Annotated in this window: 19 protein-coding genes; 1 reads left to right on the top strand and 18 read right to left on the bottom strand. The window is 69.6% G+C overall.

The window, feature by feature from the left end:
* The 5 genes from ccsB to ACT3S3_RS04495 all read right to left on the bottom strand — a co-directional run bounded on the left by ccsB (position 1) and on the right by ACT3S3_RS04495 (position 5,002).
* The gene (gene ccsB / locus ACT3S3_RS04515; protein ID WP_301443316.1) at positions 1 to 1,116 is read right to left on the bottom strand and encodes a c-type cytochrome biogenesis protein CcsB; all 1,116 of its coding nucleotides are present in this window, start codon (positions 1,114 to 1,116) and stop codon (positions 1 to 3) included.
* An 88-nt stretch (positions 1,117 to 1,204) separates the two neighbouring features.
* Entirely contained in the window at positions 1,205 to 2,947 is a 1,743-nt protein-coding gene (locus ACT3S3_RS04510; RefSeq protein WP_301443315.1) for a cytochrome c biogenesis protein ResB, read from the bottom strand.
* 43 nt (positions 2,948 to 2,990) lie between these two features.
* On the bottom strand, positions 2,991 to 3,779 hold the full coding sequence (locus ACT3S3_RS04505; protein ID WP_444626349.1) for a cytochrome c biogenesis CcdA family protein: 789 nt from the start codon (positions 3,777 to 3,779) through the stop codon (positions 2,991 to 2,993).
* Positions 3,772 to 4,392, bottom strand: coding sequence for a TlpA family protein disulfide reductase (locus tag ACT3S3_RS04500; RefSeq protein WP_301443313.1), 621 nt, complete (start codon positions 4,390 to 4,392; stop codon positions 3,772 to 3,774). The genes ACT3S3_RS04505 and ACT3S3_RS04500 overlap by 8 nt, the downstream gene beginning before the upstream one ends.
* 4 nt (positions 4,393 to 4,396) lie before the next feature.
* Positions 4,397 to 5,002, bottom strand: coding sequence for a histidine phosphatase family protein (locus tag ACT3S3_RS04495; protein ID WP_301443312.1), 606 nt, complete (start codon positions 5,000 to 5,002; stop codon positions 4,397 to 4,399).
* A gap of 106 nt (positions 5,003 to 5,108) precedes the next feature.
* Between ACT3S3_RS04495 and ACT3S3_RS04490 the strand changes: the two genes are divergently transcribed.
* Positions 5,109 to 6,167, top strand: a complete 1,059-nt coding sequence (locus ACT3S3_RS04490; RefSeq protein WP_441578916.1) for an iron-siderophore ABC transporter substrate-binding protein — start codon at positions 5,109 to 5,111, stop codon at positions 6,165 to 6,167.
* A 17-nt stretch (positions 6,168 to 6,184) separates the two neighbouring features.
* On the opposite strand, the gene hemL is transcribed toward ACT3S3_RS04490, so the two are convergent.
* The 13 genes from hemL to ACT3S3_RS04425 form a co-directional block, all read right to left on the bottom strand.
* A complete protein-coding gene (gene hemL, locus ACT3S3_RS04485; RefSeq protein ID WP_441578915.1) occupies positions 6,185 to 7,489 on the bottom strand; it encodes a glutamate-1-semialdehyde 2,1-aminomutase in 1,305 nt (434 codons plus the stop codon).
* Positions 7,490 to 7,584: 95 nt separating this feature from the next.
* Positions 7,585 to 10,326, bottom strand: a complete 2,742-nt coding sequence (locus ACT3S3_RS04480) for a heavy metal translocating P-type ATPase (RefSeq protein WP_441588151.1) — start codon at positions 10,324 to 10,326, stop codon at positions 7,585 to 7,587.
* A 3-nt stretch (positions 10,327 to 10,329) separates the two neighbouring features.
* Complete coding sequence (locus ACT3S3_RS04475; protein ID WP_301442159.1) at positions 10,330 to 10,830, bottom strand: hypothetical protein; 501 nt, start codon at positions 10,828 to 10,830, stop codon at positions 10,330 to 10,332.
* Positions 10,831 to 10,842: 12 nt separating this feature from the next.
* Positions 10,843 to 11,568: a hypothetical protein gene (locus tag ACT3S3_RS04470; RefSeq protein WP_441579051.1), complete on the bottom strand. Its 726-nt coding sequence runs from the start codon at positions 11,566 to 11,568 to the stop codon at positions 10,843 to 10,845.
* A gap of 28 nt (positions 11,569 to 11,596) precedes the next feature.
* Positions 11,597 to 12,601, bottom strand: coding sequence for a porphobilinogen synthase (gene hemB, locus ACT3S3_RS04465; protein ID WP_441579052.1), 1,005 nt, complete (start codon positions 12,599 to 12,601; stop codon positions 11,597 to 11,599).
* Between the two features lie 31 nt (positions 12,602 to 12,632).
* Entirely contained in the window at positions 12,633 to 14,486 is a 1,854-nt protein-coding gene (locus ACT3S3_RS04460; RefSeq protein ID WP_444626346.1) for a uroporphyrinogen-III synthase, read from the bottom strand.
* Positions 14,487 to 14,556: 70 nt separating this feature from the next.
* On the bottom strand, positions 14,557 to 15,546 hold the full coding sequence (hemC, locus tag ACT3S3_RS04455; RefSeq protein WP_441579053.1) for a hydroxymethylbilane synthase: 990 nt from the start codon (positions 15,544 to 15,546) through the stop codon (positions 14,557 to 14,559).
* Entirely contained in the window at positions 15,543 to 16,994 is a 1,452-nt protein-coding gene (locus ACT3S3_RS04450) for a glutamyl-tRNA reductase (protein WP_441579054.1), read from the bottom strand. The genes hemC and ACT3S3_RS04450 overlap by 4 nt, the downstream gene beginning before the upstream one ends.
* A gap of 166 nt (positions 16,995 to 17,160) precedes the next feature.
* A complete protein-coding gene (locus tag ACT3S3_RS04445) occupies positions 17,161 to 17,463 on the bottom strand; it encodes a glutaredoxin family protein (protein ID WP_441579055.1) in 303 nt (100 codons plus the stop codon).
* A 118-nt stretch (positions 17,464 to 17,581) separates the two neighbouring features.
* Positions 17,582 to 17,683: a 30S ribosomal protein bS22 gene (locus tag ACT3S3_RS04440; protein WP_003855542.1), complete on the bottom strand. Its 102-nt coding sequence runs from the start codon at positions 17,681 to 17,683 to the stop codon at positions 17,582 to 17,584.
* Between the two features lie 228 nt (positions 17,684 to 17,911).
* Complete coding sequence (locus ACT3S3_RS04435) at positions 17,912 to 18,112, bottom strand: helix-turn-helix domain-containing protein (protein WP_301442153.1); 201 nt, start codon at positions 18,110 to 18,112, stop codon at positions 17,912 to 17,914.
* A 242-nt stretch (positions 18,113 to 18,354) separates the two neighbouring features.
* Positions 18,355 to 19,185, bottom strand: coding sequence for a pyrroline-5-carboxylate reductase (gene proC / locus ACT3S3_RS04430; protein WP_301442152.1), 831 nt, complete (start codon positions 19,183 to 19,185; stop codon positions 18,355 to 18,357).
* 47 nt (positions 19,186 to 19,232) lie between these two features.
* Complete coding sequence (locus ACT3S3_RS04425) at positions 19,233 to 20,147, bottom strand: hypothetical protein (RefSeq protein WP_441579056.1); 915 nt, start codon at positions 20,145 to 20,147, stop codon at positions 19,233 to 19,235.
* Between the last annotated feature and the right edge of the window lie 251 nt (positions 20,148 to 20,398).

Genomic DNA, 20,398 nt, shown 5'->3' with positions numbered 1-20,398 from the left:
TCAGTTCAGTCCGGCGTAGGAGTGCAGACCCGAGATGACGATGTTGATGAAGAACAGGTTGAACACCATCGTGGCGAACGCCAGGACGTTGATCCACGCCGCGGGCTTGCCGCGCATGCCCGGCGTCGCGCGGGCGTGCAGGTAGGCGGCGTAGAGCAGCCAGGTGATCAGCGAGACGGTCTCCTTGGGGTCCCAGCCCCAGAAGCGGCCCCAGGCGAAGTGTGCCCATGTGGCGCCGAAGATGACACCGAGGCCGAACACCGGCAGCGTCCAGATCGCCGCCCGGTAGGCCAGGGCGTCCAGCTTGGAGGCGTCCGGCAGCGGGGTCGCGATGGCGCCGAAGAACCCCTTCTCCTGGCCCTTCGGCTGAGCACGACGCAGCAGGTAGAGCAGCGAGGCCATACCGGAGACCAGACCGATGCCGCCACCGATCGACACCGTGGACACGTGGATGACGAACCAGTAGGAGTTCAGCGACGGAACCAGCGGCGCGACGTCGGCGTAGAGCTCGGTGCCCGCGTAGAACATCAGGACCAGGATCGGGGTGAGGATCCACGGCCACAGCACACGCATCGCCTTGCGGCGAAGGACGTAGCAGGCGATGACCATCGAGACACCCGAGACCACGGAGACGTACTCGAAGAGGTTGCCCCACGGGAAGCGTTCCGCGGCAAGCCCGCGCATCACGAGGAAGAGAATGTGCATCGCCACACCGAGCCAGATGACGGCCTGGGCCATGCCACCCCAACGGTCCGCACGGCGGAACCCTGCCCGGATGGACTCGACCTGGAACCGCGGCGGCAGCTCGTCCTCCGACAGAGAACCCGTCGCGATTCCGGAGACGTCGTGGGATCCGCCGTCAGCGGCGTCCTTGTCGGTGCCCGCGCCCGCCTCGTCGCTGGCGCTACCGGCCCCGGCGGAGACGGCGACCTTCTGCTTCTCCGCCTTGCCCTCGCCCAGGATCCGCGCCCGCTCACGCCTGGCTTCGGTGGCGGAACGGAGCATCCCGTAGAAGATGAGGGAGATGGCGAGACCGACCAGGTACAGCCCTGCCGTCGTGGCATAGGCCAGGTCGGAAAAATTCGCCAAGCCCTCGTTGACGTCATGGATGTCCATCCGTCGTTTCCTCCGTCGATAGTCACTGGACCGTATCTCGGCCCACGTTACTGCGCTCTACTAGCCAAAACCAAAAGTGAACTGGGGTTTAGCGTTCCTCAGGACGGTCTTCTGTGTCCCCGGTCTCAGTGGGCTCGGCCGGGTCGGCGAGCTCACCCTCGGCCTTCTCGCGGGCGAGTTCGCGATCGAGCTCGTCCTCCCAGTCCTCCCACTCGCTGTCCGTCTGGTCGAACTCCTCGTCCAGCTCCTCGTCCTCGAGGTGCAGCAGCTCCTCGGCGACACGGTTGAACTCACGGCCCCAGCCGGCGGAGTCCGTACGGGCCAGCCCGGCGATCTGCAGCGACGTGGTGCCGTCCTGGTTGTCGGTGACCCGCACCCAGAAGCGGCGGCGCTTGATCGTGAGTGAACCGACCAGGCTGATCAGCATCAGCAGGGCGAAGCCCAGAACAAACGGGGTCGTGGGATCGCGACTGACCTGGAGGTTCACGAACTCCTGGGCACCGTCGAAGCTGATCTCCGTGCCGTCGTCCAGGGTGACCGACTCGCCCTCCATGAGGTTGACGCGGTCCAGCTTCTGCAGGGCACCGCTGTGCATCTGCGTGGAGTCGAGCGAGAAGATGTCCTGGCCGGTACCGGCGTCCAGCCCCGTGTCGCCACGGTAGATGTCGATGGCGACCGCCGGATCGTTCATGGCCGGGAAGCTGGAGGTCAGCAGGGCGTCGTTCTCACCGGAGAACTCTGCGGTCGGGGCGAACAGACCCTGGATCGCCAACTGGTTCTGGCGGCGGTCGTAGAGGTCGTCGTACATCCCGGCCGGCGGGTCCATCTTGATCGCACCGGAGGACAGGAAGTACGTCAGGTCGTCCGGACGGAACTGGATGGTCTCGGTACGGGTCTCACCGTTCGGCCACTTCACGGTGAACGTCGGCGCGTAGCCGTGTCCCTGGAGGTAGACCAGGTCGCCGTCCACGTTGAGCGGGTGGTTGACCCGCAACTGCTCCTTGTCCCACTCGTCGGTGGGCAGCATCGCGTCCTCGCCCTCGGCGAAGTCGATGTCCGAGGAGAAGCTGGTGGCCTGTCCGGTGGCCTCGTACTCCGCCTCGAAGTTCTTCACGTTCACGCAGAACGGGGTCAGCGTGGTGCCGTCGAACAGGGGGCCGTAACGCATCGAGTCGAAGTTCGCGACCGCGGAGTTGCAGAACTCCGAGCTCGGCGAGTCGGTGCCGGCGATCACGATGACCTGGCCCTCGTAGTAGACCATGCGCCCCAGCAGCACGGTGATGAGGATCCCGACCAGGGAGAGGTGGAAGACGAGGTTCGAGGCCTCGCGCATGTAACCACGCTCGGCGGCGAAGGACCACTTCCCCGCCCGGTCCTCGGAGGCCTCGGTCGCCCCGCCACGCCATTTCGCGAAACGACGGGACACCTGCTTCTCCACGTCCTCCGCCGGGGCGTCGACCGTACCCTCCACGAAGTTGGGCATCCGGGTCAGCCGCTTCGGCGCCGACGGCGGGCGCGTCTTCAGCGCCTTGTAGTGGTCCCACGTGCGCGGCAGGATGCAGCCGATCAGCGACAGGAACAGCAGGACGTAGATGGCGGCGAACCACGGCGAGCTGAAGACGTCGAACAGTCCCAGCTTGTCGTAGATCTCGCCGACCCGACCGTTGTTCTCGATGTACTCCGTGACGTTGCCCTCGTTCAGCGACCGCTGCGGAAGTATGGCACCGGGAAGGGCGCCGAGGGCGAGCAGGAACAGCAGGACCAGTGCCGTCCGCATACGGGTCAGCCATTGCCAGGCCCGTTTCGGCAGACGCAGGAGCCAGCGGATCATGGAAACCTTTCGGGAGGGGAACTCGGGTGAAACCTAGAACGGCCTAGATCGGCTGAGTGGTGTCGGAGACCAGGCCCTGTCGGAGCCAGTCGACGAACACCGCCCACTGGCCGGTGACCAGCAGGATGCCGACGATGATCAGCAACGCGCCGCCGATGATCTGGATGGTGCGGGAGTGCTTCCGCAGCCATCCGACGCCGCGCAGTGCCCTGGCGGAACCCAGGGCGACCAGAATGAACGGTAGTCCCAGGCCCAGGCAGTACGAAATGATGAGGATGACGCCGCGCGCCGCGGTCATGCCTCCGGTGCCCGCGGACACCGAGATGATCGCGCCCAGCGTCGGCCCCAGGCACGGCGTCCAGCCCAGGGCGAAGACGCCGCCGAGCAGCGGCGCGCCGGCGAGGGTGGACCAGCGCTTCGGGGCCATGCGGGTGTCGTTCTGCAGCGGGCGGATGAAGCCCATGAAGACGACACCCATGAGGATCGTCACCACACCGCCGACGCGCATCAGCGTCTCCTGATTGATCTTCAGCGCACTGATCGCGCCGAAGACCGTGGCGGTGGCCAGGACGAAGACGACGGTGAAACCGGCGACGAAGAGCAGCGCCGCGCCACCGGCGCGGCCCCGCCTGCCCGTGACGACCGTGCCGTCCTTCGTGTACTCGGTGTCCGCGCCGACGACACCGGCGAGGTAGGAGACGTAGCCCGGCACCAGCGGGATCACGCACGGGGAGGCGAAGGACACCAGACCGGCGACGGCGGCGGCGAGCAACGCGAGCAGGATCGGCCCGGTCGTCACCGCCTCCGAGAACGCGGTACCGAGGTCACTCATCGTTCAGCAGCGGCTCCACGGCCGCCCACAGCTCGTCGTCGTTGACCTCCCGCAGGAAGACCTTCGCCGGACGGTGCTGCTTGTCCAGCACGATCGTCGTCGGGATGACCGAGGCGGGCAGGCCACCCAGGGCCAACGCCGACTTGAACGGCGGATCGTAGATCGACGGGTAGCTGATCCCGTTGTCCGTGACGAAGTCGCGGGCCTTGTCCGCCACCGAGTCACGCACGTTGATGCCCAGGATGGTGCCACGCCCGTCGTCCTCGAGCTTCTCCTGGACGCGCTGCAGATCGTCCGCCTCGCTGCGGCAGGGTCCACACCACTGGCCCCAGGAGTTCAGGACCACGACCTGGTCCTCGAAGTCGTCGAGCTCGATCGTCTCGCCCGGCTCCATGAGCGACTCGCCCTGGAGGTTGCCGACCGGGTCGCGGTCGTCCTCGTCGTAGCTGATCTCCGTCTGCCCGCCCGGGGAGACGAACTCGAAGGTGCCACCACTGGCCACGGCATCGGTGCCGGCGGTGTTGCTCTCGCCGCACGCGGCCACGGTGAGCGCCAGCGACGCGGTGACCAGCGCCGCCGCGATCCGTCGTCCCTGCTGTCCCACGTTGCCCATCAGATCAGATCTCCTGTGCCGGCTCCGAGTAGACCATGTCCACGAGGTCGTCGCCCTCGAAGACCAGCGAGGTCACCGAGGCCAGCTCACACCGGCGTGCCGCCGGGTTGTGGCTCAGCGGCAGCCCCTGCACGTCGCGCTGCACGCAGACGATGGGCAGCTGGTGCGTCACGCACACCGCTTCCCCGCCCTCGGCACCCTTGCGGGCGCGGTCGACGGCCCGCCACATGCGGTCGAGGATCTCGGAGTAGGGCTCGCCCCAGCTCGGGACCGTCGGGTTCTTCAGCATGGGCCAGCGCTTCGGGTTCCACAGCGCCGAGCGCACACCCTTGATGTGCAGACCCTGCAGGTCATTACCGGCCTCCAGCAGGTCCTCGTCCACACCCGGGGCCACGTCGAGCGACTCCGCCAGCGGCGCGACGGTCTCGCGCGCGCGCTCCAGCGGGGAGGAGACGACGTACCGGATATCGTGGTCGGCGAGGTCCGCGGCCACCGCGGCGGCCATCTGCCGACCGCGGACACTGAGGTGCCAGTCGGGCAGACGACCGTAGAGGATGCGGTCGGGGTTGTGGACCTCCCCGTGACGGACGAGGTGGACGATCGTTGTCATGGGTCCCGACACTACCTCGCATGGTGCTCAGGTCATAAGCGAACCACGCCAAGCAGACCACTCGGTGAACGACGATCACCCGCTGGTGTCATGCTAGCCTGCCCTCATGCATTCTATCCCCCGGAAAACCTCTGGACGCGGCCTGCGCCGCGTCGTCGCCACCATGGCGGCAACCCTCCTGACCTCGGCCACCCTGGTCGCCTGCACCTCAGAGTCCACCGACGGATCCTCCGACGGCTCCGGGTCAGGGGACTTCGAGCCCGTGACCATCACCCACGCGCTCGGTGAAGCCGAGATCACCTCGAAGCCCGAGAGGATCGTCACACTCGGCCAGGGTTCCGCCGAGACCGCCATCGCCCTGGGCGTGACCCCGGTGGCCACCGAGAGCTACGAGTGGGGCGCGGACGACTCCGGCCAGCTCCCCTGGGTCCGCGAGGCCGTCGAGGAGCAGGACGGCGACCTGCCCGAACTCATCACCGGTGGTGACGACGTCAGCGCCGAGGAGATCGCCGCCCTGGACCCCGACCTCGTCCTGGCACCGTGGTCCGGACTCACCCAGGACCAGTACGACCAGATCTCCGAGGTGGCCCCCACCGTGGCCTACCCCGAGAGCCCGTGGACGATCGACTGGAAGGACCAGATCACCACCATCGCCACCGCGCTGGGTGAGTCCGACCAGGCCGAGGACCTCATCACCGGTATCGAGGACGACTTCGCCGCCGTGCGTGAGGAGCACCCCGAGTTCTCCGAGCACGACTTCGCCTTCATCTACAACCAGGGCCCCGCGGAGAACATGGGCGTCTTCCTGCCCACCGAGCAGCGCGCCGCGATGGTCGCGAACATGGGCCTGAAGGTCGCACCGGTCGTGGAGGAGATGAAGGAGGACGAGGTCGTGGGCACCGACTCCGCCCAGTTCAGCCTCGAGGACGCCGACCGGCTCAACGACGTGGACCTGATCTTCACCTTCTACTCCGACGAGACCAACCGCGAGGAGATGCACGACAACCCGGTCTACGGCAACATCAGCGCCATCCGGGACGGCCGGGAGGTCGCCCCCACCGACCAGTCCTTCGTGACCGGGTCCTCGATGATCAACCCCCTGACCGTCCCCTGGGCCCTGGAGCGCTACGTCCCGATGATCACCGAGGCGCTCGACGCAGAGTAACGGGTCAGGGTGACGGGTCAGTCGGACGCCGGGCGCGCGGCAGCCGCCGCCTTCGCCGCGGGCACCAGCGCCGACTCGATCCGCTCGAAGTCGGCGTCCGTCAACGCGGTGGAGACGAACCAGGTCTCGAAGACGCTCGGCGGGGCGAAGACCCCGTTGTCCAGCAGCGAGTGGAAGAACGGCGCGTAGCGGAAGGTGTCCGCCGCCTGCATCTCGCCGAAGTTGTGGCCCTGCCCCTCGGCGAAACGCACGGACAGCATCGTCGTGGCCCGCTGCATGTGGTGCGCCACTCCCTCCCGCGACAGCGCCTCGCTGACCAGGTCGGACAACCGGTCGGCGTTGGCCTGCAGGGTGGTGTAGGTCGACTCGTCGGCCAGACGCAGCGACGCCAGCCCCGAGGCCGTGGCCACCGGGTTCCCCGACAGCGTGCCCGCCTGGTAGACGGGCCCCTCCGGGGCGAGCATGCCCATGATGTCGGCGCGTCCGCCGAAGGCCGCGGCCGGCATACCGCCGGAGACGACCTTGCCGAAGGTCGTCAGGTCGCCCGCCACGCCGTCCACCCCGAACCAGCCGGAGCGCGAGGTACGGAAACCCGTCATGACCTCGTCGAGGATCAGCAGCGCGCCGTCGGCGTGGGTGATCTCCTTGAGTGCGGCGTTGAAGCCGTCCTGCGGGTGCACGGTACCCATGTTGCCCGCGCTGGCCTCGGCGATGACCGCGGCGATCTGGCCGGGGTTCTCGGCGAAGGCCGCGCGCACGGCGTCGAGGTCGTTGTAGTCCACCACGATGGTCTCCGCCGCGGCGGAGGCGGTGATCCCCGGGGAGTCCGGCAGGCCCAGGGTCGCCACACCGGAACCGGCGGCGACCAGCAGCGAGTCCACGTGGCCGTGGTAGCAGCCGTTGAACTTCAGGATCTTGTCGCGTCCGGTGAAACCACGCGCCAGGCGCACGGCCGACATCGTCGCCTCCGTCCCGGAGTTGACCAGGCGCACCTGCTCCACGCTGGTGCGGTCGATGATCTCCTGGGCCAGATCGATCTCGGCCAACGTCGGCGCGCCGAAGGACAGTCCCTTGCCCGCGGCCTCACGGACCGCCTCGACGACCGCCGGGTGGGCGTTGCCGTGCAGCATCGGGCCCCAGGAGCAGATGAGGTCGACGTAGTCGTTGCCGTCGATGTCGGTCAGACGCGAACCGGCCGCCGAGGCGATGAAGGGGGCGGTGCCGCCGACCGAGCCGAAGGCCCGCACCGGGGAGTTCACCCCACCCGGGGTGACCGCCCTGGCCTGGTCCATCGCCTGCGAACTGTTCGTCCGTCCACTCATCTGCCGCTCCTTCGTCGTCCTGCTGGTTCGCGTGTCTTACTGACGTGCCCCAGCATAATGAGTGGGCTGCGGTCCCGGGTGCGCGGGGGAAGCGCTCAGCGCGACTGCCAGGGGCTCAGGTTCTCCCCCGCCCAGGCGCGCAGCCGGGCCAGGCGCGAGTCGCCGTTGCTGCCCGGCACCTCCGCACCGTCCCTGCCCAGCGGGTCGCCGATGCTGAAGTCACGGTGGCTGATGCGCGCCGACCGCCACTCGATGAGCAGCGAGGACCCCAGCATCAGGGCCGTGGCCAGCAGCGGGTTCAGCAGGCCGGAGACCGCCAGCACCAGGGCGAGGATGTTGTAGCCCCAGGCCAGCCACAGGTTCCAGTCCACGGTGGCACGCACGTGCCGGGCGAGGTTCACCGACTCCGCCACCACGGACACGTCGTCGCGGATGATCACCACGTCGCTGCCCGCGGAGTCCAGCCCACGGACCTCCCCGTGCTCCCCGCCGATGTTGTCGAGCCGGTCGGCCGACCCCATGAGGATGCCCACGTCGGCGACCTCGAGGCAGTCGAGCACGTCCTGGTCGCCGACCATGGCCACGGTGGCACCGTGGGCGTGCACGTTGCGCACCGCCGGGGCCTTCTGGGAGGGGATGATGCCGGCGAGCACCTTGGAGATGCCGATGGAGTCCGCCATCCTCCGTGCCACCGGGTAGGTGTCGCGGGAGAGCATGTAGGTCTCGACCCCGGCGTCCTCGAGCCAGTGGACGGAGGACTCGGCGTCCGGCTTCACCGCGTCGGCCACGTTGATCACCCCGCGCGTCCTGCCCCGCCAGCTGACCACCAGCGGGGTCCCGCCGCTGAGCACGGCGTTGGCCAGGGTGGGGTCGGTGAGTTCGGAGAGGTCGCGTGGACGCCACAGCTGGGCCTGGACCGGGCGCAGCGCCTTCTCCCCGGTCTGGGGGTCGGCGACGGGCAGGTCGACGGTGGCGGTGAACACGCCCTTGCCGTCGACCTCCACCGGGCCGGCCTCCAGCCAGTGCGGCACGTCCGCTCCCCCGGCGCCGCTGTCACGCGATTCCCGGTCGGCGCGCACGATCGCGCGCGAGACCCCGTGGGGGCTCTCCAGGCTCAGCACGCCGGCGACGCGCAGCACCAGTTCACCGACCTCGCCCTTGGCCGGGGTCACGCCGACGACGTTCATCGGACCCTTCGTCAGCGTGCCGGCGCGGTTGAAGATGATCGTGTCCACTGCGGCGAGTCGGTGGACGGTGCCGGTGTCACGCAGCAGCATCCCGTCGGACGCCGCGCGCGCCAGCCCCAGGCGCAGCGCCAGGGTGGTCGACAGGGCCAGGGCGACGGGGGCGACGGCGACGAGCACGGTCAGCGTGGTGGAGACCGCCGCGGTCATGCTGGACGAGGCCGTCCACCAGGCGATCCCGGCGATCACCGCGATCACCGCGGCCCAGGGCACCAGCAGCGAGGCGGTGCGCGTGGCGAGTTGCTCCAGGCGGTTCTCCTCGCGCTCGGCGGCGGCGATCCAGCGACGCACGGCCGCGACCCTGGTCCGTGACCCGGTGCGGTTCACCCGCACCTTCAACGGGTCGCCGGAGTTGGTGGACCCGGCGAAGACCGTGGCGCCGACCTCGACGGGCACGTCGCCGCGTCCGCCACTGAAGGGGCCGACGTCGACGACGGAGCGTCCTCCCACGACCTCACCGTCGCACGGGATGACCTGGCCGGTGCCGACGAGCACGTCGTCACCGACGCGGATCTCGGTGGCGGGGATGACCGACTTGGTGGGTTGGCCGCCGCGGGACTTGCGCACCACGGTCACGTCGCCGCCGCGCTCCACCGACAGCATGTTCAGCGCCAGCAGGGAGCGCAGCCGGGTACGGCGCGAGGCGAGCCTGCCGAACAGCAGCAGGATCGTGCAGCCGCAGGCGACGTCGAAGAACAGCGCGTCGGTCTGGTAGCCCCAGGAGATCAGGATGTTGCCGGCCCGCCAGCCCGGGTCACCGGCGGGGCCGGTGAGCAGTTCCACCAGGGAGTACAGGTAGGCCAGCAGGATGGCGGCGGAGGACGCCGCGTCGAGGGCGGGCATGCCACGGCGCAGCCCGCCGAGCATCGCGCGGTGGAACGGCCACGCGCTCCACAGCACCACGGGCGTGGCCAAGCCCAGGCACAGCCACTGCCAGTGGTCGAACTGCCACGACGGCACGAGCTGCAGCACCACCACGGGCAGGCCGAAGAGCAGCGCGACGAGCAGGCGCGCCCCGGTGATCAGGTTGCGGGCGGTGTAGAGCACCTCGGTGCCGACCTGGTGGCGTCGACGGCCCTGGCCGAGCTGGTGGAAGGACTCCCCCTCCAACGCCATGCGGGCACGGTTCTCCCTGTGCCGGTGCGCGTAGAAACTCGCCGGACGGGGCCGGGCCAGGCGTTCGGCGCGGCGTCGCAGCGAGGCGACGGTCAACCAGGACTCCACGCCCGCGTCGGTCATGACGTTGCGCAGCACGTCCGGTTTCAGCGACTCCGGCGCCGTCACCCACGCCATGGATGTGGAGTACACGACGCGGGCCTGCACGCCGGGCAGCACGTTGAGCGCGCCCTCGACGCGTCCTGCATGCGCGGCGGACTCCAGCCCCTCCAGGTGGAAGGTGAAGGACGTGAGCCGCATCCCGCCGCGACCCTGCCGACCCTGCCGGCCCTGCCGTAAGGAGTGCTCGAACGCCTCGGCGTCCTCGGGGTCATCGGGGTCGTCGGGGGCGAGTCCGGCCGCGCGGGCGGCCTTGCGTGCCTCGGCGATGGCCCGCGACACCGCGTCGGACACCTCGTCCGATACCTCCGGTTCCACGGCTCAGCCCTCCCGGTCCTGCAGTTCGCCCGGGGACCCGCCGAAGTAGGTCCGCACCGCCGGGCGGTACATCGCCAGGCAGGCCACCGCGAGGAACAGGGCCACGAGCGGCTGCTCCAGGCCGCCGACGTTGAAGACCCAGCCGACCAGGGTGAAGCCCATGGCCACCGCGGCGGCGATCATCAGCCGTCGGCGCCGACGGGCGTCGCCCTTCAGCAGCCCCGGCACCAGCACCCCCACCGCCACGGCGGCGATGACCTGGACCGTACCGACCCAGCGCATATTCGCCGAGAGGGTCTCGACGTAGGCCATCTGCTCGGCGTCGTCGACGACCGGGCGCTCGACCACCCACATCATCACCCCGCTGAGCAGCAGGCCGATGCCGGCTGCCACGAACAGCACCACGGCGACCTTCACCGAGCCGGGGATTCCGTCACCCGGGGTCCAGTAGCGGATCGCACGGTTGCGGTCACCGGGGTCGGAGTTGTGGGAGACCGGGAACATGCTGGGCACGGTTCAGCGTCCCCTGTTCTTCTTCTCGGCCTTACGCTTCTTCTTCTCGGCGCGTTCCTTGTCGAGTTCCTCGTTGCGCCTGGCCATCTTGTCGGCGTACTCCTCGACCTCCTGCTTGTCCGGCAGGCCGAACCAGTCGGCGTTGTCCGGGCGGGTGATCAGCCAGATGCCGACGGCGGCGACGACACCGGAGATGATCGTGCCCGCTCCGACGAGCAGCACCAGCGGCGTCGCGCCCGTGTCCGGCGGGGACGAGAACACCTGCAGCAGCGCCATGAGCGCCAGGTACACCGAACCGACGCAGAGGAACAGCCGGCTGCGCACCCCACCCCGGGCGACCCGGGAGGTCAGGTACACGCAGACCGCCACCGCCACGAGGTTGAACAGCAGGTTCAGGATGGCGGTGCCGGTGACCAGCGTGGTCTCCGACACCCCGTCGGGGATCGAGCCGGAGCTGACCTGCTCACGGACCTGACTGGTCAGCTGGCGGGGGTCCTGCAAGGTCATGACCAGCTGCAGGACCGCGGTGAGAGCCTGCACGGCACCGACGATGTACCAGGCACGCGCACCGTCGCGGACGTTCTCCGGTGCATCCTTCGACGAGGACGCGAGCCCGCCCGGGCGTCCGACCTTCGGCGGTTGCGGCCTGTCGGACCTGCCGGGGTCCTTCGGGCCGTCCGGCATGCCCGGCAGTCCCTGCTGCTTGTTCGGGGGTGTCTGCTGTGTCATATCGACGCCCAGCTTAGCCAACGGGCAGTCAGCCGCGCAGGAGGTGGGCCGCCTCGGTGGCCCAGTAGGTCAGGATGATGTCGGCGCCGGCGCGGCGGATGCCGGTCAGCGAGTCCATGATGGCGGCCTCGCGGTCGATCCAGCCCTTCTGCGCGGCGGCGGTGATCATCGAGTACTCCCCCGACACCTGGTAGGCGGCCACCGGCACGGTGGAGAAGTCGGCGACCTGGCGCAGGATGTCCAGGTGCGGCATGGCGGGCTTGACCATCACCATGTCCGCGCCCTCGGCGATGTCGAGCTCGACCTCCATCAGTGACTCGCGGGCGTTGCGGGGGTCCTGCTGGTAGGTCTTGCGGTCGCCCTGCAGCGAGGAGCCGACGGCCTCACGGAAGGGACCGTAGAAGGCGCCGGCGTACTTCGCGGAGTAGGCGAGGATGGAGACGTCCTGGAAGCCGGCGTCGTCCAGCGCCTCGCGGATGACGGCGATCTGGCCGTCCATCATGCCCGACGGGCTCACGACGTGCGCCCCGGCCTCGGCCTGGGCCACGGCCATGCGCGCGTAGAGCGGGAGGGTGGCGTCGTTGTCCACGACGGTGGCCCCGAAACGGTCCACGGTGAGCACGCCGCAGTGGCCGTGGTCGGTGAACTCGTCGAGGCAGGTGTCCGCCATGACGATGAGGTCGTCGCCGAACTCGCGGCGCAGGGCGGCCAGGCCCCGGTTCAGGGCGCCGTCGCGGGCCCAGGCCTGCGAGCCCTCGGCGTCCTTCGCCTCCGGGAGGGGGACGCCGAACAGGTCGACGGAGCCGACCCCGGCGTTCAGCGCCTCCTCGGCGGCGCGCAGCAGCGAGGAGTCGGTGTGCTGGTACACCCCGGGCATCGCGGAGATCTCGCGTGCCTCGTCCAGCCCGTCGGCGATGAACATCGGCAGGACCAGCTGGTTGGGTTCCAGGTGGGTCTCGGCGACGAAGTTTCGCATCGCCGGGGTGGTGCGCAGGCGGCGGGGACGGCGGACGGGGTGAGCGTGATCAGTCATGGTGCTGATCGTACGCCGGGCGCCGCGCGGGTTACTGCCCGGTGGTCGGACGACGCCGGCGACGGCGCTTGCGCGGCGGCGGGAGCTGGCCGGCGGTGCGCAGCTCGGCGACGTGGTGCGCCAGGGCGTCGATGAGCTCGGGGACCCCGGCGACCTCCGGCATCACGTCCACACGCAGGCCGTGCTCGCGGGCGGTCTGCGCGGCCATCGGGCCGATGCAGGCGATGATGGTGCGGGTGTGCGGCTTGCCGGCGATGCCGACCAGGTTCTTCACCGTCGACGAGGAGGTGAAGCACACCGCGTCGAAGCCGCCCGACTTGATCATGTCGCGCACCTCCTGGCTGGGCGGGGCGGCGCGCACCGTGCGGTAGGCCACCACGTCCTCCACGGACCAGCCGAGCTCCACCAGGCCGTCGACGAGGGTGTCGGTGGCGATGTCGGCTCGCGGCAGCAGGACCCGGTCCACCGGGTCGAGGTCGGCGTCGTACGCCGGGAAGACGTCCACCAGGCCCGAGGCGTTGCGCGCATTGGACTTCGGCAGCAGCTCCGGAGTGATGCCGAGGTCGCGGACCGCCTGGGCGGTCTTCGCGCCGACGGCGGCGACGCGCACGCCGGCGAGTGCCCGGGCGTCCAGACCGAACTCGGCCAGCTTCTCCCACACGGCCTTCACGGCGTTGACGGAGGTGAACACGATCCAGTGGTAGCGGCCGTCCACCAGCCCCTTGATCGCACGTTCCATCTGGGCGGGGCTGCGCGGCGGCTCCACGGAGATCGTGGGCACCTCGATGGGGATCGCACCGTGGGAGGCCAGGCGCGCGCTCATCGGACCGGCCTGGTCCTTGGCGCGCGGCACCAGCACGGTCCACCCGTACAGCGAGCGGTTCTCCCACCAGGAGTACTTGCTGCGCCGGCTGGCCTGGGTGCCCACCGTGACGACGAGCTCCTGGGGCATCTCCCCCTCCTTCGCCAGCGGCCCGGAGGCGGCGACGACGGACTTGAGGGTGTCCAGGGTGACGTCGTAGGAACGCTGACGCCGGGTGGTGGCGTGGGTGGTCACGGTGACCTGGGTGCTGCCCACCACGTCGCGCTTCTTGAGTTCGCTGGTGATCACCGGCAGGTCGGACGGTGCGGCGGTGAGGATCAGCGGCTTGGGTGCCGCGGCGATGCCGTCCCAGTCGGGCCCGGAGCCGGTGTCGGTGGTCAGGTCCACCGCCGTGTAGCCGTCGCCGGTGGCGATGCCGGTGTAGGCGGGCAGTGCCGAGGCCCCGGTCATACCGGGGACGACCTCGAACTCCACGCCGAGGGCGGCGACCTCCTGCAGCTCCATGAGCACCGCGGGGTTGCTCACCGGGTTGCCGGCGACCAGGCGGACCACGCTGTGGCCGTGGTGCACGTGATCGACCATGGAGTGGGCGACCTCGGCGGCCTCGACGGGACGGATCTCGTCCGGGTCCGGGCTGTCGGGGTAGGCGGCGTAGCCGGACGCCTCGGCGTCGCGGGCGGCCTCCTCGGCGGCGGCGTGCACGGCCACCGCCTCGGCGGTGTGGGGCGCGGCGAAGACGATCTCGGCGGCGGTGACCTCGGCGGGACGGCGCGGGCGGCGGCGGGCGCCGGCGGCCTTCGCCGCCTCCAGCTCGGCCTCCCACTCCCTCTCCGCGGCGGCGCGCTTGTCCTCGGGGACGGGCAGCCGGTCGGCGATGATGCCGCGCACGGCGGCGGTGACGGCGGGGTCGACCCACACCCTCGAGGTGTTCTCGAGGATCTCGCGGGCACGGACAGTCAGCAGCTCCGGGTTTCCGGGGCCGGCGCCGACGAACAGGACGCGTCCGCGGCCAGTCAGGGGACTGTTCGTGGGTCCCGTCTGGGGGATTCCGGCATTCGTCATGGAGGTGACTTTCTCAGGTAGGTCAGGCTGTGCTGTGTGGACGTGGTGCGACGGACCGGTCAATACCAGGTCAACGTGCACCGACGATGTCGGTGATGATCTCGGCGGCCCCGCCGTCGATGAGCTCGCGTCCCACGGCATGGCCGAGGTCGGCGGCGGTGGACAGCCACGGGCCCTGCGGTATCTCCAGGTCGACGGACCGCTCCCGGAGCAGCTGTCTTGACCCGTCGAGGGCGAAGACGCCTCCACGCAGGGTCAGGGTGCCGTCGACGTAGGTCGACCAGGCACCGACCGGGGCGGTGCACCCGGCCTGGAGTTCCGCCAGCACGGCACGTTCGGCGACGGCGGTGGCGTGGGCGACCGGGTCGTCCAGCCCGAGCACGGCGGCGACGGCCTCCTCGTCGTCGGCGCGGACCTCCACACACAACGCACCCTGGGCGGGTGCGGGCAGGATGTCGTCCACCGACACCGTCTCCGAGGCCCGGTCGAGCACGCCGACGCGCTCCAGCCCGGCACGGGCGAGGACGACGGCGGCGAGGTCGTCGTCGCTGACGCGTCCCATGCGGGTGTCGATGTTGCCGCGCAGCGGGCAGACCTCGAGGTCCGGGCGCAGGGCGCGGATCTGGGAGACCCGTCGCGGTGCACCGGTGCCGACCTTGGCACCCTCGGGCAGCTCGCGCAGGGACAGTCCGTCGACGCTGACGAGAACCTCACGCGGGTCCACCCGCGGCGGCACGACGGCGATGAACCGGTCGTCCGGCGCGGTAGGCAGGTCCTTGAAGGAGTGCACCGCGACATCGCACTCGCCGTCGGCCAGCGCATTGCGCAGGGTCTCGGTGAACACACCGACGCCGATCCGGTTCACCGGCGTCTGCGCCTTCTGCGAGGCGTCGCCCGGGGTGTGCACGAAATGCAGTTCGGCGACACCGGCGGCGTCCCCGAGCATGTCCTTCAGGACGCCGGTGAGGGCGTCGCGTACGGTGCCGGCCTGGGTGCGTGCCAGGTTGCTGGCCCGCGTCCCGACGAGGAGGTCGCGCGCCTCAGCGGACTGACTGCTCACGAAGCCTCCTCGATGTTCTGTCCGTTCTCCGACTCATCCCCTGCTGGCGCTGGTGTGGTGGCGTCCTGCGCCGGGGGTTGCAGCACGTTGCCGATGCGGGCCTTGCCCGCGTCACCCGGCTCGATGGCCTGGGACACCGAGGACGTGGAGCCGGCCGGCAGGTTGAACAGTGTGGCCAGCGCCTCGGCGTAGTTCACCGTCCCGTCCTGCGAACTCAGCTTCTTGACCTGCACCGTCGGGGTGTGGAGCAGCTTGTCCACCACGCGGCGCACGGTGCGGGCGACCTCGGCACGGTCCTCGTCGGCCATGCCCGGGGTCCGTCGGACCAGCTGGCCCAGCTCGTCGTCGACGACGTCGGCGGCACGGCGGCGCAGCGCCTTCACCGTCGGCACCACCGACTGCACGCGCACCTGCTCCAGGTACTCCGAGAGCTCCGTGGCCACGATGTTGCGGGCCGCGGACTCGTCACGGGCCCCGTCACCGGCCAGGGCGGTGAGCTCCTCGATGTTGAGCAGCCGCACGTCGGCGACGTCCGTCACCGCGTCGTCGATGTCACGCGGCATCGACAGGTCGACCAGCACCATGCGGTGCGGGCTGTTGCGCTGTGCCTGCGCCAGGTCGTCCGGCCCCAGCACCGTGCCCACGGCACCGGTGGCGGAGACGACGACCGCCGCGCCGTCCAGCGCGTCCTGCAGTCCGTCGAAGCCGCTCGCCGCGGCGTCCACCCCGGCCTCCCGGGCGTGGGCGGCGAGGTTCTCCGCACGCGCCACCGTGCGGTTGACCACGGTGACGTGGCGGACGCCGGAGCGTCCGAGGTAGGTCGACGCCAGCGAGGCCATTGCCCCGGCGCCGATGACCACCGCGTCGCGTCCCTCCATGTCCGCCACGCCGAGCTCGGCGAGCGCGTGGTCCAGCGCGAAGCTGACCATCGAGGAGCCGGCCTCGTCGACGGCGGTCTCGGTGTGCACCCGCTTGCCCGTGCGCAGTGCGCGCTGGGTGAGGTCGTGCAGCGTGGTGCCCACCGCGCCGTTGTCCGAGGCGGAGGTGTAGGCGTTGCGCAGCTGACCGATGACCTGCTGCTCCCCCACCACCATCGAGTCCAGACCGGCGGCCACGGTGAGCATGTGCTCCGCGGCGGCGTCGGCGTAGCGGACGTAGAGGTAGGGCTCCAGCTCCACGGCCTCCATGTCGGCGTGGGCGGCGATCGTCTCCACGACGTGGTCGAGTGCGGGGTGGAAGGCGGAGGTCGCGACGTAGAACTCCATGCGGTTGCACGTCGAGAGGATCAAGGCCTCGGTGACGCAGTCGCCGGCGACCAGGTCGCGCTCCAACCGGTTGAGTTCCGCCGGGGAGACCGACGCCTTCTCGAGAACCGGCACAGGTGCCGACCGGAAGGACAAGCCGACCAGGAGGACGGCCGCCGGTCCGGTGATCCCGAGTCCTGCCATGGCTGCACAGCCTCCCGCGAAATCGTCAGTGGTTACTCTTTCGCTGCGACGGTCCCACCCACCGACGCGCGGCGGGCGACGCCGTCCAGCGTTACCGGGTACCTACGGTATCCCCTTATGGTCCCCAATAACAAAAGCACCGGAGAGCACTCCTACCGACCCCCGGTTAACGGGAGCGGGCTGAGGGAGCGGCCGGGGGCGCCTCCGGACGGGCCGTGGAGAGGGCCTCCAGCAGCTCGTCGTCGTCGATCTCCCAGCACGCCACCTCCTCGTCGTCGACGAGGACGACCGGCACCCGGTCGCCGAACTCCACGGCGAGAGCGCGGTCGGTGTCGACGTCGACGACCTGCAGGACGACGCCCTGCCCGGCGCACACCGGCTCGATCTGCCGGCGGACACGTCCGCAGGACCCGCAGGTCTCGCGGACCATGATCGTCACCGTCGGGCTGTACCCACTGCTCTGGTCCATGTCCCCCACCCTAGAACAGCCTCCCGGCGGACACGACGGGCCATGCCGGGACACAACGAAGGCGCGGCCCCGTTCCCCGAAGAAGGGGAGGCGGAGCCGCGCCTTGGCTGGCATCGGCCTATTTACCGAGCTTCCGTCGCTGAACGCGGGTACGGCGGAGCATCTTGCGGTGCTTCTTCTTCGACATGCGCTTGCGACGCTTCTTGATGACAGAACCCATGGGTCCTCCCTCGTGGTAGGTCTTCGGTTAAGGATCATGCTGCTGGTCGGTTCCCGCACGGTACGCGACGGCACCGCAGGCGGACGGCAAACGGCAGGATAACCTCACCGATCGGGACCGATCCGACACGAATGCGGTCCAGTTTAACTGGCGGAGCGTTGCAACGGCAAAAGACCCCTCCCTCACACCGACTCAGGGTCGACGCGAGGGAGGGGTCTGGAGTCCCGGCTAGCCGGTCTGGCCCGCCTCGTAGATCGAGGCACCCAGGTATTCCTGCACCGCCTGCTCATGCACGCGGAAGGAACGTCCGACACGCACCGCCGGCAGTTCACCGGAGTGAACCAGGCGGTAGACGGTCATCTTGGACACCCGCATCAGCTCGGCGACCTCTGCGACCGTCAGGAACGTACCACTGTCATTGTTTGCCATAATTTCCAATCCTTACGACGCACGCACGCGCTGCAGGCTTCCCCTCCTGCAGAACTTCGACACGTCGGGCGCTCGCCCCATCCTATCGTTAATCTTGTGAATATTGCGACGAGAATGACAAAAGTTGACGGCTGGAGACCGGGGAGACGGGAGGCACTGGTGACACGGCTGTGACGAGAGTGACGCAGGGGGTGTTGCACCGTTACCCCCACCCCCGGACGGGGGAAGCGGGGGGTTGAAGCCTACTTCTCGTCGGCCGGGCGGCCGAGCTCCACGGAGCGGTCCACACAGGCCTGCATCGCCCGGAAGAACGCGGTCCGCAGACCGTTCTCCTCGAGACCGCGGGTCGCCGCGGCGGTCGTCCCGCCGGGGCTCGTGACGTTGGCGCGGAGATCCACGGGGTTCTTGTCCCCCTGGGCCATCATCGTGGCCGCACCCTCGACCGTGGCGATCGCGAGCTGCTGGGCGACGGGACGGGCCAGGCCGAGCTGCACGCCGGCGTCCGTCATGGCCTCGGCGACCATGAAGATGTAGGCGGGCCCGGAGCCGGAGACGGCGGTGACGGCGTCGATGTCCTTCTCTGCCACGGCGACGGCCTGGCCGACGGTGGCGAAGAGGTCCTTCACTGCCTCGACCTGATCGGCGGAGGTGAACCGTCCACCGGCGACGGCGCTCATGCCCTTGCCGACGAGCATCGGAGTGTTCGGCATGACCCGCACGGCCGGCACACCGGCGGCAAGGGCGGATTCCATGGTGCCCAGGCTCACGCCTGCGGCGACGGAGACGACGACGGTCTCGGCGTCGTTGTTGTCCAGCGTCGAGGAGATGTCCTCCAGGACGGAGACGACGATGTGGGGCTTCACGGCGATGACCACGAAGTCGGCCTCCGCGGCCGCGGTGGCGGCGTCGTCGGCGCCGGTGATCCCGTACTTCTCGTGGAGGAAGTCGAGGCGGTCGGAACTCGGGTCGAAGACGACGACGTCGGGCTTGTCGGCCGACCCCCCGTCAGCCACGAGACCCGAGATCAGGGCCTCACCGATGTTTCCTCCGCCGATAAATGCAATACGTGTCATACCCACCAGCGTGCCAGGCGAGGGTGAAGCACGCCACTTGCGGGGTGTCAGACGGACATGATCAGGCGTGGTCCGAGTGTGATGACCAGGCCGACGATGAACGCCAGGATCAGCACGAGCGTGTGCCGGTGGCGCAGCAGGGCGTGGACGACGCCGACGCACACCAGCGTGACCACGCCGGCCATGGCCAGGACCAGCGCGGTGGGCAGCTTGTCCCACAGCAGGGTGAAGCCGAAGAAGATGACGACACCGACCACCAGGGCGATCGCGGTCTGGCCCAGCAGTGCGGGCCAGGAGATGGCGTCGTCCTCGTACTCGACGATCTTGTCGGGGTCGTGCTCCTCGGCCTCGGCGGCGGGCTCGTGGGCCTGCTCCGGTGCGACGGCGGCCTCGTCGGCGCTCTCGTCAACGCTCTCGTCGACGTGCTCATCGTCCTGCGCCACCTCGTCGGTGGAGTTCTCAACCGAGTCCTCGGCAGAGTCCTCGGCAGGTTCCTCAGCCGCATCACCGGCGGACGGGTCGACGCGGGGAATGACCGTGGTCTCGCCGGCGCTGAACAGGCCACCACGTGCCGGCTCGGCGGCCGGTTCAGCGGCAGGCTCCTCCACCGGCTCGTCGTGGAGCTCCTCGTCGACGACCTCCCCGTCGACGACGTCTACCTCGTCGACCTTCTCCTCGGTGACGTCCCCGGCCGGGTCGTCCTCGAGTTCGTGGCCACCGCGGTGGGGGTGCTCGTCGGCGACCGGCGCGGCATCGGCGCGGTCGGCCCGGGCAGTGCTGTCACTGCCGTCGCCGGCGGCGTCGAGGTCCTCATCGTTGACGACGGGAATGGAACCGGTCAGCTCGGAGACGGAGACTCCACCGTCATCGAGGTTGCGTCGACGCCGAGGACGGTCTGCTCTGCGAGCACCGTCCTTGGCGTTGCGGGCCATAAGCTCCGCAACAGTCAGCTTCTCACTCATCCGTCGTTCCCATCATCGGTCATCACCTGCCGGACCGGTCGGCAGGCCCGAGACACCTTCGTGACCGCCGAACTTACCCGACGACCGTCACCCATGTCTCAATTATCAGGTGACAGTTTACAGTTATCACGTGTACAGCCCACATCGGCGCAACGACGGGCCCACGAAATCCGCGTGAACCGTGCGTCCACCTGTGGTTTCATCGGGCCCCGCTACCCCACCGGCGTAGCCCCCTCCCCGGGGAACACCGG

Origin of the sequence: Corynebacterium sp. AOP40-4SA-5, assembly GCF_052377355.1 — a bacterium.
Taxonomy (GTDB): domain Bacteria; phylum Actinomycetota; class Actinomycetes; order Mycobacteriales; family Mycobacteriaceae; genus Corynebacterium.
This window is presented reverse-complemented; position numbering and strand designations above follow the sequence as displayed.